The sequence below is a fragment of the Olsenella sp. An285 genome, from assembly GCF_002159625.1.
In the GTDB taxonomy this organism is placed as follows: Bacteria; Actinomycetota; Coriobacteriia; order Coriobacteriales; family Atopobiaceae; genus Thermophilibacter; species Thermophilibacter avicola.
The window spans coordinates 36,701-51,518 of record NZ_NFIZ01000003.1 but is presented as its reverse complement, the minus strand read 5'-3'; the positions used below and the strand labels follow the sequence as shown (position 1 = coordinate 51,518).

The 14,818-nt window shown below is 69.4% G+C and carries 13 protein-coding genes; 3 read left to right on the top strand and 10 right to left on the bottom strand.

Going from position 1 to position 14,818, the window contains the following annotated elements; translation table 11 throughout:
* Positions 1-85: 85 nt before the first annotated feature.
* The 5 genes from B5F79_RS02860 to B5F79_RS02840 form a co-directional block, all read right to left on the bottom strand.
* Complete coding sequence (locus B5F79_RS02860) at positions 86-325, bottom strand: hypothetical protein (RefSeq protein WP_087217400.1); 240 nt, start codon at positions 323-325, stop codon at positions 86-88.
* Between the two features lie 2 nt (positions 326-327).
* On the bottom strand, positions 328-1,788 hold the full coding sequence (locus B5F79_RS02855; RefSeq protein WP_087217399.1) for a glutamate synthase subunit beta: 1,461 nt from the start codon (positions 1,786-1,788) through the stop codon (positions 328-330).
* A gap of 3 nt (positions 1,789-1,791) precedes the next feature.
* Positions 1,792-6,390 carry a glutamate synthase large subunit gene (gene gltB / locus B5F79_RS02850; protein WP_087217398.1) on the bottom strand — a complete coding sequence of 1,533 codons (4,599 nt, stop codon included), beginning with the start codon at positions 6,388-6,390 and terminating at the stop codon, positions 1,792-1,794.
* A 773-nt stretch (positions 6,391-7,163) separates the two neighbouring features.
* Positions 7,164-7,973 carry a ZIP family metal transporter gene (locus B5F79_RS02845; protein ID WP_087217397.1) on the bottom strand — a complete coding sequence of 270 codons (810 nt, stop codon included), beginning with the start codon at positions 7,971-7,973 and terminating at the stop codon, positions 7,164-7,166.
* 234 nt (positions 7,974-8,207) lie between these two features.
* Positions 8,208-10,187, bottom strand: a complete 1,980-nt coding sequence (locus B5F79_RS02840) for an NlpC/P60 family protein (RefSeq protein ID WP_143786221.1) — start codon at positions 10,185-10,187, stop codon at positions 8,208-8,210.
* Between the two features lie 240 nt (positions 10,188-10,427).
* Between B5F79_RS02840 and B5F79_RS02835 the strand changes: the two genes are divergently transcribed.
* Positions 10,428-10,826 carry a pyridoxamine 5'-phosphate oxidase family protein gene (locus B5F79_RS02835; protein WP_087217395.1) on the top strand — a complete coding sequence of 133 codons (399 nt, stop codon included), beginning with the start codon at positions 10,428-10,430 and terminating at the stop codon, positions 10,824-10,826.
* Positions 10,827-10,905: 79 nt separating this feature from the next.
* On the opposite strand, the gene B5F79_RS11110 is transcribed toward B5F79_RS02835, so the two are convergent.
* The 4 genes from B5F79_RS11110 to B5F79_RS02820 are packed head-to-tail and all read right to left on the bottom strand — an operon-like array spanning position 10,906 to position 12,524.
* Positions 10,906-11,055 carry a hypothetical protein gene (locus B5F79_RS11110; RefSeq protein WP_206390991.1) on the bottom strand — a complete coding sequence of 50 codons (150 nt, stop codon included), beginning with the start codon at positions 11,053-11,055 and terminating at the stop codon, positions 10,906-10,908.
* A gap of 57 nt (positions 11,056-11,112) precedes the next feature.
* On the bottom strand, positions 11,113-11,409 hold the full coding sequence (locus B5F79_RS11105; protein WP_206390989.1) for an NUDIX domain-containing protein: 297 nt from the start codon (positions 11,407-11,409) through the stop codon (positions 11,113-11,115).
* 12 nt (positions 11,410-11,421) lie between these two features.
* Positions 11,422-11,634, bottom strand: a complete 213-nt coding sequence (locus B5F79_RS02825) for a hypothetical protein (RefSeq protein WP_087217394.1) — start codon at positions 11,632-11,634, stop codon at positions 11,422-11,424.
* A 53-nt stretch (positions 11,635-11,687) separates the two neighbouring features.
* The gene (locus tag B5F79_RS02820; protein ID WP_158094824.1) at positions 11,688-12,524 is read right to left on the bottom strand and encodes an MBL fold metallo-hydrolase; all 837 of its coding nucleotides are present in this window, start codon (positions 12,522-12,524) and stop codon (positions 11,688-11,690) included.
* Positions 12,525-12,684: 160 nt separating this feature from the next.
* Here B5F79_RS02820 and B5F79_RS02815 point away from each other — a divergent pair, with 160 nt between their 5' ends.
* A complete protein-coding gene (locus B5F79_RS02815; RefSeq protein WP_087217392.1) occupies positions 12,685-13,161 on the top strand; it encodes a universal stress protein in 477 nt (158 codons plus the stop codon).
* A gap of 136 nt (positions 13,162-13,297) precedes the next feature.
* Positions 13,298-14,113: an MBL fold metallo-hydrolase gene (locus B5F79_RS02810; protein WP_087217391.1), complete on the top strand. Its 816-nt coding sequence runs from the start codon at positions 13,298-13,300 to the stop codon at positions 14,111-14,113.
* On the opposite strand, the gene B5F79_RS02805 is transcribed toward B5F79_RS02810, so the two are convergent.
* Positions 14,110-14,748, bottom strand: coding sequence for a TetR/AcrR family transcriptional regulator (locus B5F79_RS02805; protein ID WP_087217390.1), 639 nt, complete (start codon positions 14,746-14,748; stop codon positions 14,110-14,112). The two genes, B5F79_RS02810 and B5F79_RS02805, sit on opposite strands and share 4 nt — an antisense overlap.
* Positions 14,749-14,818: the final 70 nt, after the last annotated feature.

The following is a 14,818-nucleotide window of genomic DNA, read 5'->3' as shown; positions in this document are numbered from 1 at the left end:
GACGTTTCCGCCCGCCGGACCGTCCGGACAGGCCCAAGACCGGGCCACCCCACGCCGCGCCATCGCCACAGCCACGACCGCCGGGCTACAGCCAGATGAGCTCCGGGGGATCGGGCGAGTCGTCCGACGGCCCGTCCGCCCTGGGATCGCTCTCGGGCCCCGCGCCCCAGGCGGACGACTCCTCCAGCCAGGGCCTCCTGAGCTCGGGGAGCGGCTCGAACGCGCGCTCCTCGCCATTCTCCAGCCAGACGATACCGCCCGCGTCGCCCTTCTCGGCGGCGCCGGGACGCTCGCCCGCGCCGAGCATGAGTCGCCCGCCGTCCATGGCTAGAGCCCCAGCTCTGCGGCGACCTCGCCCGCGCAGGCCATGGCGTCCGCGATGGCGCTCACCACGAGGGACGACCCCGTCCGCGCGTCGCCCGCCATGAAGACCCGGTCTCCCGCGCGGTGCGTCCCGGGCTCGCACGCGGGCAGCCCGAGCTCGCCCACCGCTGCGCCCAGGGCGTCGAGTACGTCGCGCTCCGGCCCCGTGAAGCCGCACGCCACGAGCACGAGCTGCGCCGGGATCTCCCGCTCGCTCCCCTTCACGGGCGCGGGCGAGCCGCCCGACCAGTCGACGTCGGCAACCACGATCCCGCGCACCGCGCCCGCGGCGTCGAGAAGGACCTCGCGGGTGTCGGCCGCCCACTGGCGCATCTCGCCGCCCATGAGGGCGATGGCCTCCTCCTGGCCGTAGTCGGTCTTGCAGACGCTCGGCCACTCGGGCCAGCGCACGGCCCCCGGGGCCGCCGGGTCCGCCGGGCGCGGCAGGAACTCGAGCTGGGCCAAGGAGCGCGCGCCCTGGCGCACCGCGGTGCCCAGGCAGTCGTTGCCCGTGTCCCCTCCGCCGATGACCACCACGTCGAGGCCCTCGGCGCTCACCGCGGGCTCGCCGCCGTCGAGGAGCGCGCGGGTGGACGCCGTGAGGTAGTCCACGGCAAAGACCACGCCGCCCGAGGCGAGGCCCGCCTCGAAGCCCGCCGCCGCGAGGCCGCGCGGCCGGCGCGCGCCCGCGGCCACCACCACGGCATCGAAATCCGCGAGGAGCCCCGAGGCCACGTTCTTCTCGGCAGCGTCCGTGTCCAGGCGAAACTCGATCCCAAGCTCCTCCATGAGGCGCACGCGCCGCTCCACCACCTGCTTCTCGAGCTTCATGTTGGGAATGCCGTACATGAGGAGCCCGCCCGCGCGGTCCGCGCGCTCGACCACCGTCACGCGGGCGCCGCGGCGCGCGAGCTCCCAGGCCGCGGCGAGGCCCGCAGGGCCGGACCCCACCACGGCCACGCGCGGGGCGTCCGGAGCCGCCGGCGCGAACCTCCGCGGCCCGCCGTGCGCCCACTCCCAGTCCGAGATCGCGCGCTCGTTGTCGTGGATGGTCTCAGGCTCGTCGTGGCACCCCAGGTTGCACGCCGCCTCGCAGAGCGCCGGGCACACGCGGCTCGTGAACTCGGGCAGCGGCGAGGTCATGGCCAGGCGCTCCACCGCCTCGCGCCAGAGCCCGCGGAAGACGAGGTCGTTCCACTCGGGGATCAGGTTGTGGAGCGGGCACCCGCTCGGGCGCGCGCCGCCAAACCCAATGCCGGCCTGGCAGAAGGCCACGCCGCACATCATGCAGCGGCTCGCCTGGACGCGCTGGAGCTCGGGCGAGAGCTGCTCGTGAAGCTCCCCGTAGTCGCGGGTGCGCTCCGCCACCGGGCGCAGGGCGTGGGCGCGTCGGCCCACCGTGAGATATGCTCCGGGCTTGCCCATCGTCTACTCCTCCCTCATGGCCTCGAACGCGAGCTCGAGGGCCTCCTCGCGGCTGGCCCCGCGGCCCTCCGCCTCGCGCACGAGCGCCATCACGCGCCCGTAGTCGCGCGGAAGCACCTTCACGAAGCTTAGGCTCGCGCTCTGGAACTGGTAGAGCATCTTGATGCCGCGCGGGCTCTGCGTGCGCCGCACGTGCTCCTCGATCAGCGACCTCACGAGCTCGAGGTCCTTCTCGTCCGGCGGGACGAGGTCCACGAGCTCCGTGTTGCAGCGGCGCTCGAGCGTGCCAAAGCGGTCGTAGACGTAGGCCACGCCGCCCGACATTCCAGCGGCGAAGTTGGGCCCCACCTCGCCGAGCACGACCACGCACCCACCGGTCATGTACTCGCACCCGTGGGCGCCCACGCCCTCGACCACCACCGTGGCGCCGGAGTTGCGCACGCAGAAGCGCTGCCCCGCGAGGCCGTTCACGAAGCCGCGGCCGCCCGTGGCCCCGTAGAAGGCCACGTTCCCCACGATGACGTTCTCGTCGAACTTGTACGTGGCCGCCTCCGGCGGACGCACCGCGAGCACGCCGCCCGAGAGGCCCTTGCCAAAGTAGTCGTTGGCGTCGCCGGACACGCCCAGCGTGACGCCCGCCGGCAGGAACGCGCCAAAGCTCTGACCGGCGGAGCCCTCGCAGTCGACCGTGATGGCGCCCTCGGGCAGGCCCTCCGGGTGGCGGCGCGTGACGCGGCTGCCCAGGAGCGTGCCCACGCAGCGGTTGACGTTGTCTATGTCCGCGCGGAAGCGCACCGGCTCCAGGTGCTCGCGCGCCGGCGCGGTGTGGGACACGAGGAGCGTGGCGTCCAGCGTGCGGTCGAGCTCCAGGTCGGGCGCCATCTGGGGCAGGGAGTGCGGGCAGTCCGCCCCGGGGATGGCGCGGCCGTACTCGCAGCTGCCCGGCGTCAGGAGGTCGGAGAGGTCCAGGCGGTTGGCCTTCCAGTTGGCCGCGCCCTCCACTCGAACCTGCCGCAGGCACTCCGCGTGCCCCACCATCTCCTCCACCGTGCGGAAGCCCAGCTGCGCCATGATCTCGCGCAGCTCCTCCGCCACGAACGTCATGTAACGCACCACGTGCTCGGGCTTTCCCGAGAAGCGCCCGCGCAGGCGGCAGTTCTGCGTGGCGATGCCCGCCGGGCAGGTGTCGCGCTGGCAGTCGCGCTGCATGAGGCAGCCGCACGCTATGAGCGGCATGGTGGCGAAGCCGAACTCCTCGGCGCCCAGGAGCGCCGCCATCGCCACGTCGCGCCCGCTCATGAGCTTGCCGTCCGTCTCCAGCACCACGCGGGAGCGCAGGCCGTTTCGAAGGAGCGTCTGCTGGGTCTCGGCGAGGCCGATCTCAAACGGGATGCCCGCGTGGTAGATCGAGTCGCGCGGTGCTGCTCCGGTGCCGCCGTTGTGCCCGGAGATCAAGATCTTGTCGGCCCCGCCCTTGGCCACGCCCGTGGCGATGGTGCCCACGCCCGCGAGCGCGCAGAGCTTCACGGAGACGCGCGCCTCGGGGTTGGCGCACTTGAGGTCAAAGATGAGCTCGGCCAGGTCCTCGATCGAGTAGATGTCGTGGTGCGGCGGCGGGGAGATGAGGCCCACGCCGGGCGTGGACTGGCGCACCTCCGCGATCCACGGGTAGACCTTCTTGCCGGGCAGGTGGCCGCCCTCGCCGGGCTTGGCGCCCTGGGCCATCTTGATCTGGATCTCGTCTGCCGAGACCAGGTAGCGGCTCGTGACGCCAAAGCGGCCGGACGCCACCTGCTTGATGGCCGAGCGGCGCGAGTCCCCGTTTGGCAGCGGCGTCTCGCGCGCCGGGTCCTCGCCGCCCTCGCCGGTGTTGGAGCGCCCGTGCAGGCGATTCATGGCGATCGCCAGGCACTCGTGCTGCTCGCGACTGATGGAGCCGTAGCTCATCGCGCCCGTGTTGAAGCGCCGCACGATGCTCTCCACGGGCTCCACCTCCTCCAGCGGCACGGGCGGGCGCGAGGGCGAGAAGTCCATGAGGTCGCGCAGGGTGACGGCGCGGCCAGGGCGGTGCACCCAGCGGGAGAACTCCCTGAAGAGCCCGTAGTCCCCCTCGCGGCACGCGCGCTGCAGCAGGTAGATGGCCTGCGGGTCGATGAGGTGCTCCTCGCCGCCCGCCGGGCGCCACTTGGTGAGGCCGAGCGTGGGGAGCTGGTCGGGCGCGGGGCCCTTGGCGAGCGCGAGCGCAGCGTCGTGGCGCGCGTCGAGCTCGCGCTGGAGGTCCGCCACCGTGAGGCCGCCCACGCGCGTGGCCGTGTACGTGAAGTGGCGCTCCACCAGCTCGTCCGAGAGGCCCAGGATCTCGAAGATCTGCGCGGAGTGGTAGCCCTGCATGGTGGAGATGCCCATCTTGGACATGATCGAGACGATCCCCGCCGTGGCGGCGCGGTCGTAGCTCGCGCACGCCTCCTCGGGAGAGAGGTCGAGCTCGCCGCGGGCGCAGAGGTCGCGGATGCAGTCGTGCGCCATGTAGGGGTGGATGGCGGAGGCCGAGAAGGACACGAGGCACGCGAAGTCGTGCGCCGAGAGCGCGTCGCCCGTCTCCACCACGAGGTCGGCGCGCGTTCGCAGGCCGCAGCGGATGAGGTGGTTGTGGACGCAGCCCAGGGCCAGGAGCGAGGGCACGCTCACCTCTCCCTCCCCCGCGCGGTCCGAGACCACCACGATGTTGGCCCCGGAGCGGACGCTCTTCTCGACCTCTCGGGCCAGCTCGTCGAGGGCGCGCTCGAGGGCGCCCTCGCCTCCAGCACGGGGGTACGCCGCCCGCACGTGCGCGACGCGGAAGCCCACGAGGTCGATGCCGCAGATCCGGCGGAAGTCGTCGTCCGAGAGCATGGGGCCCGGCAGGCGCACCAGGCGGCAGGTGTCCCGGCAGTCCTCGAGGAGGTTGCCGTGGTTGCCGAGGTAGAGCACCGTGCTCGTGACCATGCTCTCGCGCAGCGCGTCGATGGGCGGGTTGGTCACCTGCGCGAAGAGCTGGTTGAAGTAGTCGAAGAACGAGCGCGTCTTGGTGGAGAGGCACGCGAGCGGAGCGTCCGTGCCCATGGAGGCCAGCGGCACCGAGCCCTTGGCCGCCATGGGGCGCACCACCTCGTCGACGTCGTCGTAGTGCCAGCCGAGCGCCGCCATCCTCACGGGGTTGACAGTTTGCTCAGGTCCATCTGTCAAGTTGACAGTTTGACCTGAGCAAACTGTCAGGTCGGCGAGGTCGACGGTCTCCTCGTCCAGCCAGTCGCGATAGGGCTTCTCGTTGGCGAGCCTGTCGCGGATCTCGTCGTTCCAGACCACGCGGCCCTGGGAGGGGTCGACCTCGAGCATCTCGCCGGGGCCCAGGCAGCCGGCGCGCAGCACGTTGGCGGGGTCCACGTCTATGGTGCCCACCTCGGAGGCCAGGATCAGCCGCTCGTCCCTCGTGACGTAGTAGCGGGCCGGGCGCAGGCCGTTCCTGTCCAGCGCGGCCCCCACCATGCGGCCGTCCGTGAAGACGATCGCCGCCGGGCCGTCCCAGGGCTCCATGAGCATGGACTGGTAGGCGTCGTACGCGCGGCGCCTCTCGCCGAGCGCGGGGTTCTTGTCCCAGGGCTCGGGCATCATGAGCGTGACCGCGCGGTCGAGCGGCCGCCCGTTCATGGTGAGGAACTCGAGCACGTTGTCCAGGATCGCGGAGTCCGAGCCCTCGCGGTTGATGATGGGCATCACGCGCTCGAGGTCGGCGCCCAGGACGGGCGAGTAGAGCATGGGCTCGCGGGCGCGGATCCAGGAGACGTTGCCGCGCAGCGTGTTGATCTCGCCGTTGTGGATGATGTAGCGGTTGGGGTGCGCGCGCTCCCAGCTGGGCGTGGTGTTGGTGGAGTAGCGCGAGTGCACGAGCGCCAGCGCGGTCTCCACCGCCGCGTCGTTGAGGTCCAGGTAGAAGCGGCGCATCTGCGTGGCAACCAGCATGCCCTTGTAGACGATCGTGCGGCTGGACATGCTGCACACGTAGAAGATCTTCTCGGCGAGGGCCGGCTCGGCGTCCGCCGCGCGCTCGATGGTGCGCCGGCAGACGTAGAGCCTGCGCTCGAAGTCCATGCCGCGCTCCACGTCCTCCGGGCGGCGCAGGAACGCCTGGAGGATGGTGGGCATGCAGGCGCGCGCCGTGGACCCCAGGTCGTGCGGGTCAACGGGGACCTCGCGCCAGAACATGAGCGGCAGGCCGCACTCGGCGCAGCCCCGCTCGAAGACCTGGCGCGCGGCCGTCACGCCGGCGGGGTCCTCGTGCGGGAAGAAGAGCATGGCCACGCCGTAGTCGCCCTCGTCCGGCAGGAGCTGGCCCTCCTTCTGTGCCTCCTTGCGAAAGAAGCGGTGCGGGACCTGAAAGAGCACGCCCGCGCCGTCGCCGGTGTTGCGCTCGAGGCCCTTTCCGCCGCGGTGCTCGAGGTTCACGAGGACGGAGAGCGCGTCGTCGAGCGTCTGGTGGCTGCGCTGACCGCGCAGGTGCGCGATGGCGCCGATGCCGCACGCGTCGTGCTCGTAGCTCTCCCTGTAGAGGCCGTGCTGTGCCATGGGGCTCCCCTCTCTTGACTTCACGGGGAGTCTACGACGCGTTTTGGGGATCGAGAAAAACGGAGACGAAGTTGCTACGCGCCCGCCACGAGCGCGTTTCCCGCCGGCCATCTGCGAGACGCCCGCCGGAAACTGGCGGGAAACGTGGGCCTGTCCCGGGGGTGGGCGACCGGCGTCGCGGGGCCGTCGCGGAGGCCGGGGCGTTCTTACACCCTGCCGGGCGTAAGAACGGGCCTGAACGTGGCGAAAATCGGGGTTTGGAGGCTGTTGTCCCACTCGTTGGAGTGGGATGACGCACGGCGGAGGGTCTCGGGGCGCGGCCGGGGACCGGGGCAAGCCGAGAAGAACCCGGTGGCAGGACCGGACCGACCCTGTCGCGGCACAAAGGCGCCACCTGCCGGAGAGGGGGTTGGCAGGTGGCGCAAGGGTTCGCCGTGCGCGGCGGGGAGAGGGGCCGCCGCTCGGGCAGGGTTAAACGCGTCGCACCGATTCCGGAACAGAGCCGCTTGGCTTCGAGTCGCTGTTCTTCTCGGCGCATAGTTAGTATGCGTTAACTTTCCTGCGCACGAGATGTAAACCTAGGCTAACACATCTTCTCCACAAGTGGCGCGGCTGGCAGCTGGGGAGCTTTGACTTTTGAGGCCTCAAAAGTCGGAGGTCTCTCCGCGTTTTCCCAGATAGCCACCAAGAAGCCTCGACTTTTGAGGCCTCAAAAGTCGAGGGGAGAAACGAGACCGGCGACAGGCGCGCGGAGACGCTCCGCAGGCGCGGCCCTACCCCAGGGCCACGTCGAGCACCATCATCACGACGAAGCCCAGGATGAAGCCAAGCGTCCCCACGTTGGAGTGCTCGCCGAGGTGGGCCTCGGGGATGAGCTCCTCGACCACCACGTAGATCATCGCTCCCGCGGCGAAGGCCAAAAGCCACGGCATGAAGGGCGCGATCCAGCCGCTGGCCAGCACCACCGCCACCCCAAAGATGGGCTCCACGATGCCGGAGAGGCTGCCCATGGCAAACGCGCGGCGCCGAGTCATGCCTTCGCGCGCGAGCGGCAGCGAGATGGCCGCACCCTCGGGAAAGTTCTGGAGGCCGATGCCCACCGCGAGGGCGAGGGCCATGCCCAGGTACGCCTCCCCCGCGGCGCCCGCGGACTGCGCCGCCATGGCAAAGAGGAGGCCCACGGACATCCCCTCGGGGATGTTGTGGAGGGTCACCGCCGAGACCAGCAGCGTCGTGCGCTTCCACCCGGAGGGCATGCCCTCGGGGTCATCGGCCCCCGCGTGCAGGTGCGGCAGGACGGAGTCGAGCGCCATGAGGAAGAAGACCCCCAGCAGAAAGCCGCCCGCCGCCGGAATCCAGCCGGGAACGCCCTGCTCGGCGGCCTGCTCGATTGCCGGGTTGAGGAGCGACCACACGCTCGCCGCCACCATCACGCCCGCGGCGAAGCCCAGGAAGATGTGGTGCATGAGCTCGCGCTCGGAGCGGAAGAAGAACACCACCGCAGAGCCCGCCGTGGTCATGAGCCAGGTGAAGCCGCATCCGAGCGCGGCCCACTGGAGCGCGAGGGGGAGGTTCTCTGGCATGATGTGTCCCTTCTGAGGGCGCTGGCGCCCGTCATCGCATTTTGTCAGCAGTACTCTGACGGACCGTCAAGTATCACCTCTAAGGTAGCATTTTCTACCAGCATCTTTTATTCCCCGGTTACCACCAGTATTTCAGCGGTCCCGAAAAAGCTGACAACACAATGCGGGGGACGGAGCAGCCGCAGCTCCGTCCCCCGCCGTCACGCCCGTTGGAGAAGAATACTTGAAGGGTTCCTACGCCACGTAGCTCTTGAGACGCAGAACTCCGTTCCACGGATAGTCGTAGTAGCTGCGAATCCAGATCTCGCGGCCGGTCTGGTCCCCGGGCTCGCCACCGGTCGCGGCTCCGAACTCGTTGCCAGAAGCGTTGGCGAGCATGCCGTTGCCCAGGTAGATGGCCGTGTGATAGGTCTCGTTGAGCAGGATGTCGCCGCGCTGGAGCTCAGAGGGATCAGAGATCCACACGAAGTCGTAGCTCGTCAGCGAGGAGCGCATGTTGCCGGTGTAGGTTGCCCAGCCGGTCTCAAGCCCCGCCTCGCGCAGGCACGTGATGACGAGGGACGAGCAGTCGTAGTCTCCCCTCTCGCCCCAGCGCCAGGTCTGGTCGTAGCCGTGCGAGTCGTCGTTGGAGTACCTCACGATGCTCGCCACATAGCTGTTCACGAGGCGCGCGTAGTCGGAGTTGTCGACGCTTAGCGCGCCGTCGTTGTTGGCAAGGCACCAGTCCGCCGTGTAGTCCTCGTCACTCACGCGCCAGACGTGGGCGTTGCGCAGGACATAGCCCTCGCCGTGATCGCCGTAATACGTGGCACCAGCAGCCTCGAAGAAGTCGATGAGGGCCCCGAAGAAGCCGTCCCAGCCATCGATCCCCGCGATCCAGTAGCGCTGCATGGCGCCGCCGTCGTAATCGCCGGTCACGAGCCAGCCGGGATTGGAGACGAGGAAGCCGTCGTTGTTGGCGAGAAGAACGTGCGTGGCGTTCCAGGACATCTTCCCACGCAGGACGTAGCCCTGCCCTGCGACGCCGCAATAGGAGATGCCGTCGACGGAGAAGAGGCCCGTTCGCGCCTCGTGAGTCTCGGGATCGACGTAGTAGCGCTGCATGGCGCCGCCGTCGTAAGCGTCGGTCACCAGCCAGCCGCCCTTCTCGGTGCAGCCGTCGTTGTTGGCAAGGACAACCGTACCGTCCCTCTCGACGGTCTTGCCGCGCGCCACGTAGCCCCGCTCGGTGACGTAGTGGCCGTACCCACCGTTCTCCGAATAACCGCGATGAATGGCGTGGTCGTCCTCGACGTAGTAGCGCTGGAGCTCACCGCCTGTGAACTCGCCGGTGACCGTCCAGCCCGGATCGAGCAGACGACCGTCGTTGTTGGCGAGGTAGATGAGGTTGCCCACGGTATGAAGACCGCGCAACACCCAGCCCTCGCCCAGGACGTAGCCCCAACCGTCCGCTCCGGCATCGAAGAGGCCGCCCGTGTACTTGGTGCCGTCCACGACCCAGTACCGCTGCAGCCCGCCTCCGTCGTGGTCATCTATGACCCAGCCGGTGTAGGGGCGCGCCGTGCCGTCGGCATTGAGGGTTCCGTCCCAGTAGGTGTCACCGGTCCAGCCAACCGAGGGAAGCGACGAGGCGGCAAGCTCGACGGGGAGCTCCTCCTCCACCTCCTCGACGGGCGCCTCGGGAACGTCCGCGCCGGGCGTAGCTCCGGACTCTACGGCACCCTCGACACTGGGCTCGATGGCGACATCTGCCTCGATGCCGAGGTCCGCCTCCTCGGAAGAGGTGTTCTCGCCGGCAGGGGGCTCAGCGTTAGAGACGAGCTCATCGCCATCGGTGGCAACAGAGGAGGAGAGGCCGAGATTGGCAGCCTCGCTCGAATCGAGGGTCCCACTCCCGGGAACCTCGGTCTCGGCAGCGTCGGACGAGATCGCGTCCTCCGCCGGCGTGACGAGAGGAGCGTTCTTCTCGCCCTCGGGGAGCGAGGCAACGCCCTCCTCAGTCGACCCGGTGGAAACCGAGGTCGAGAGCGCGGCACCAAGATTCTTCTGGCCCTCCCCCTCAGACGGAGACGTCACGCCGTCTTCCGAAAGCAGCACGACGACATCCGCGGACGCCCCCTGCGCAGCGACGAGCTCGTCCGCTCGAGCAACCGAGGGGCACACCGCAAGGGCGAGGCCCAGCCCGGCGGCCACGGCGGCCGCTCGCAATCTCATGTTCATAGGTCCTCCAACCAGTAAGCCAAATTCCAAGGGGCAAGTTTACTCCTCGCATGCAAAGGCGGCGGCAACAAGGGGTTGTGGGCAGCGAGGGCAACCAAAGGTCTCCATGCCAGCCGCGTGCAACCGGCCGCGCGCAAACGCATGTCCCCGGGAACCATCCATCACCCGCAGGAGCCCCATCCCTCCGAAGGCGGAGTAAAGTAGCATCAACGACCGCTCGCGAAAGGAGCACCCATGGACGAGGTCCTTGCCTACCTCAAGGCAAATCCCACGTACTTCCTGGCAACCGTTGACGAGGCCGGCAACCCGCAGGTCCGCCCGTTTGGCACCATCGCCAAGTTCGAGGGCAGGCTCTACATCCAGACCGGCAAGGTCAAGCCCGTCTCCGACCAGATGCTCGCCCACCCGCGCGTTGCCATCTGCGCCATGGGCGAGGACGGCTCGTGGCTGCGCATCGAGGCAGACGCCGTGCTCGACGACCGCCTGGAGGCGCGCGAGGCCGTGCTCGCGGAGTATCCCGACCTGCAGTCCATGTACGCCGCGGACGACGGCAACTGCGAGGTCTTCGCCCTGGAGAACGTGACCGCGACGTTCTGCTCGTTCACCGCAGAGCCGTACACGATCCGCTGGTAGCGCCGGTCAGAGCGCACGGCGAGAAGAACCCGACGAGAAGGGACTCGGCAGGAGGCGCGCAGCAGGGGCGGCGCCTGAGCTAGCCGCCAAACCAGAAGAGCGCCTGCCCGCTCCCCGCCTCGCGCCAGGCGCGGATGCGGGCCAGGCGCTCGACCGTGGAGGCGGCGAGCGGCTGCGGCAGGGCGTCCGGCTCGAACCAGCCCACCTCGAGGCTCTCGTCGTCCGCCACGCGCGGGACGTCGTTGCCGCCCTCGGCGAGCCGACAGACGAAGGCGAGGTCCAGGTACTACGTCTGGTCGCCGTTCGCGTACACCGTCATGCGCCGGCCGGCCTTCACGCTCGCAAGGGCGACGGGCACCACGTCCACGCCCGTCTCCTCCAGGACCTCGCGGATCACGGTGTCAGCCGGCTCCTCGCCGGGCTCGTTGATCCCGTAGACGAGCGCCCACTCCCCCGTGTCAGCCCGGCGGCCCAGGAGCACGCGACCCTCGGCGTCCTCGACGCAGGCGGTCACGCCGATGAGCCACAGCAGGTCGTGGCCGATCTTCTCGCGCAGGCGCAGGATGAACTCGGGCGTTGCCATGTGCTCTTCCCCCTAGAAGCGGTCGATGCGGTCCCGGCGGTCAGGCCGGTCCGGGAACTCCACGTGGACCTTGCCGCCCCTCACGAAGAACCAGATGACCAGGATGACAAAGATAGCCGGCAGCAGTGAGAGCGCGCCCGCGACGATGTTCACCAGGAACGAGACCACGAGCGAGACCACGAACGCGACGACGAGCAGCGCGAGAAGCGCACCGATGAGCTGCATCAGACCTCCGATGACGTTGACCTGAGACAGAAGTATACCCGCCGCCGGCTGCCCTAGAGCTCCGCGCGGCTTCCCACGTGCAGGTAGCGCACGCGCTCGCCCAGCTCGTCGCGCAGCAGGGAGAACGCGTCCGTGCCGGTGCAGTGGAAGGTGAGGTAGCGCGTCGGCCGCGCGGCGAGCGCCGCCGCCAGCTCGCGCGTGAGCGCGGGGTCCTCCACCGCGCCGCCGCTCGGGTCCATGAGGTGAAAGCCGGCGACCACCGCGTCGAGCGCGCCGCCCGCCAGCTCCTCCGCCGCGTCCATGATGTTGAGGATGCCGCCGTGGGAGCAGCCGGAGACCAGGAAGGTCCGCCCGCCCTCCCTGACCAGCAGGCTCTGCTCGTGGAGGAAGCGGTCCGGGGCGAGGCTGCCGTCCCGGCGCTCCATGAGGCGCAGGTTGGAGCGCGCCGCCGGGTGCTCGCGCCGCATGGTGGAGAAGAGCGTGAGGCCCGGGGCGATCTCGCGCCTCTCGCCCACCGTGACCACGCACGGGTTCGCGGCGAGCGCCGGGTCCAGCCCTATGGCGTGATGCCGTTCGGGCGTGCCGGAGGCGTGCTCGTCGAAGGCGTGGTCGCGCACGTAGACGGGCACCTCGCGCCCGGCGCGCCCGCACGCGTCGAGAAACGCGGGAAGGCCGCCCCCGTGGTCGTAGTGCCCGTGGGAGAGCACGGCCGCGTCCGCCGCGGTAACGTCTACGCCCAGGACGTGCGCGTTGGCAAGAAACGCCTCGTCCGGACCCATGTCAAAGAGGACGCGCCTCCCGTCCTCGAGCTCGAGCCACAGGCTCAGGCCGTGCCGCGCCGCAAGTCGGCTCGACGGCGTGGAGTTCTCCATCAGCACCGTGACGCGCATGCTCTTCTCGCCTCCAAAGCGTGGAAAGGGGACAGGCACTTCTGCACCATCTGCATCATACGCCCACGGGATACTCGGGCGCGCCCACCGAAGCGCACCACGCCCGCCTCCCCAACGGGTATAAACGCGGGTAAGCGTCAAGCTCGAAGAGGAGGTAACCATGTACTTCAAGAACATCCTGGTTCCCTACGACGAGTCCGACCACGCAAAGAGCGCCCTGCACATCGCACTTGGCCTGGCCGGCCCCTACGAGGTTGCGAAGGTCCACGTGGTGACCGTCATCCCCTCGGCCTCCCTGCCCAACCCCACGCTGCTGGGGGACGTGAGCCTGGAGACGCCCTACGCGATGGGCGACCCCTCCACCTACGAGCGCATCATGGACGCGGCCGTGGAGCGCGCGGTCCAGGACATTCGGGACGTCATCGACCAGTCGCGCGACGACGCCCAGTGCAAGATCGTCGCCGATGCCGTCATAGCCAACTCCGCGCTCGAGGGCATCGTCGACTACGTCACGAGCCGCGACATCGACCTCGTGGTCATGGGCCGGCGCGGCCTGGGCGCGCTGCGCGGCATGCTCGGAAGCGTGAGCTTTGGCGTGCTGCGCTCCGTCGACGTCCCCGTGCTCACGGTGAAGTAGCCCGGGCACCGGGCCCGGCGCGGGGACCGCGCAGGCAGAGGAATCGGTACGCGTGCCATGTGCCATCCGGCGGGCGCTCGGCTATGATGGCTCGGGCTTCACGCCCGGGACCGATCGCGCGCCGGAAGAAAACAAGATGAGACTCACCCTGCTGGGCACGGGAAACGCCCTCGTGACCGAGTGCTACAACACGTGCTTCGTCATAAGCGACGAGAAGAACGGCGAGGCCCGCCACCTCCTCGTTGACGGCGGGGGCGGCAACGGCATCCTGCGCCAGCTCAAGCTCGCCGGCATAGACCCACACGACATCCACGAGGTCTTTGTCACGCACAAGCACCTCGACCACCTGATGGGCGTCGTCTGGATGGTCCGCGTTATCTGCCAGCGCATGGCCCAGGGCACCTACCAGGGGGAGGCCTGGTTCTACGGACACGACGAGGTCATCGGCCTCTTGGGCACCATGGCGGAGCAGCTGCTCACGTCCAAGCAGACCGCCTTCATCGGCACGCACGTGCACCTCGTGACCGTCGAGGACGGCGAGCGCCGCCGGCTCATCGGCCACGAGGTCACGTTCTTCGACATCCGCTCGACCAAGGCGAGGCAGTTCGGGTTCTCCATGGAGCTCGACGGGGAGGGGCGCCGGCTCACCTGCTGCGGGGACGAGCCCTACGCCGAGCACGAGCGGCCCTACGCCGAGGGCGCCACGTGGCTTCTCCACGAGGCGTTCTGCCTGCGCTCCCAGGCCGACGTGTTCCACCCCTACGAGAAGAGCCACTCGACCGTGGCGGACGCCTGCGAGCTGGCCGAGAATCTCGGCGTCAAGAACCTCGTGCTCTACCACACGGAGGACAGGAACATCGCCCGTCGCCGCGAGCTCTACCTCGCGGAGGGCGCGCCCCTCTACCACGGCAACCTCTACGTGCCGGACGACCTCGAGGTCATCGAGCTCTAGCGGGCCACCGCGCCGCCGGCGTCTCGCAGCAGCGGCGAGACGCCGCTCTCCACCAGCTGACAGGCACGGCCCGCGACCTCCTCGACCGGAATCCGCCGGTCAGAGAGGAGCCACCACCGGTACAGCGAGAAGAGCCCGCCGAGCCAAAACGCGAGCAGCATCTCGAGCTCCTCGTCCGGGAGGCCCTCCCTCACGAACCCGCGGCAGACGACCTGTCGCACGAGCGGCCGGGAGAGGTGGTCGAACATGATCTCCGGCGGCACGTGCTCGCAGTAGCGCTGCCGCAGCAGAAGGTTCTCGTTCAGGTGCTCGGCGAGGATGACGAAGAAGGCGCGCAGGGGGCGGGACGCCTCGCCAGACGCGGCGTCTGCCGCCATTGCCAGCTCCACCTCGTCGAGAAGCTCGGTGACAAAGCCCTCGGCAATGGCGTCGAGAAGACCGTCGATGGTGCCGAAGTGCTGGTAGAAGGTCTTGCGATCGACGTCTGCCTCACGTGCGACGGCGCTTACGGTAATCTCCTCGAGCGGGCGCGTCATGATGAGGCGGTCGAAGGCCTCCACGATGGTCCGGCGGCTCCGCCGCACGCGGCGGTCAACCCGCCCCTCGGGCCGCCCGTTCTTCTCGCCCTGCGCCATGCGCTCCCCTCCCCGTGATCAGCTGTGCTGATTATTCCACATGTGGGGATTTCCACCGGACGGCGAGCCC

Bases quoted from the DNA above. Each gene is read 5' to 3' on its own strand.
- B5F79_RS02835 (WP_087217395.1), top strand. From the start codon at position 10,428: ATGGACGAGGTCCTTGCCTACCTCAAGGCAAATCCCACGTACTTCCTG.
- B5F79_RS02840 (WP_143786221.1), bottom strand. From the start codon at position 10,187: ATGAGATTGCGAGCGGCCGCCGTGGCCGCCGGGCTGGGCCTCGCCCTT.
- B5F79_RS02860 (WP_087217400.1), bottom strand. From the start codon at position 325: ATGGACGGCGGGCGACTCATGCTCGGCGCGGGCGAGCGTCCCGGCGCC.
- B5F79_RS02810 (WP_087217391.1), top strand. From the start codon at position 13,298: ATGAGACTCACCCTGCTGGGCACGGGAAACGCCCTCGTGACCGAGTGC.
- B5F79_RS11105 (WP_206390989.1), bottom strand. From the start codon at position 11,409: ATGGCAACGCCCGAGTTCATCCTGCGCCTGCGCGAGAAGATCGGCCAC.
- gltB (WP_087217398.1), bottom strand. From the start codon at position 6,390: ATGGCACAGCACGGCCTCTACAGGGAGAGCTACGAGCACGACGCGTGC.
- B5F79_RS02855 (WP_087217399.1), bottom strand. From the start codon at position 1,788: ATGGGCAAGCCCGGAGCATATCTCACGGTGGGCCGACGCGCCCACGCC.
- B5F79_RS02805 (WP_087217390.1), bottom strand. From the start codon at position 14,748: ATGGCGCAGGGCGAGAAGAACGGGCGGCCCGAGGGGCGGGTTGACCGC.
- B5F79_RS02820 (WP_158094824.1), bottom strand. From the start codon at position 12,524: ATGCGCGTCACGGTGCTGATGGAGAACTCCACGCCGTCGAGCCGACTT.
- B5F79_RS02815 (WP_087217392.1), top strand. From the start codon at position 12,685: ATGTACTTCAAGAACATCCTGGTTCCCTACGACGAGTCCGACCACGCA.
- B5F79_RS02825 (WP_087217394.1), bottom strand. From the start codon at position 11,634: ATGCAGCTCATCGGTGCGCTTCTCGCGCTGCTCGTCGTCGCGTTCGTG.
- B5F79_RS02845 (WP_087217397.1), bottom strand. From the start codon at position 7,973: ATGCCAGAGAACCTCCCCCTCGCGCTCCAGTGGGCCGCGCTCGGATGC.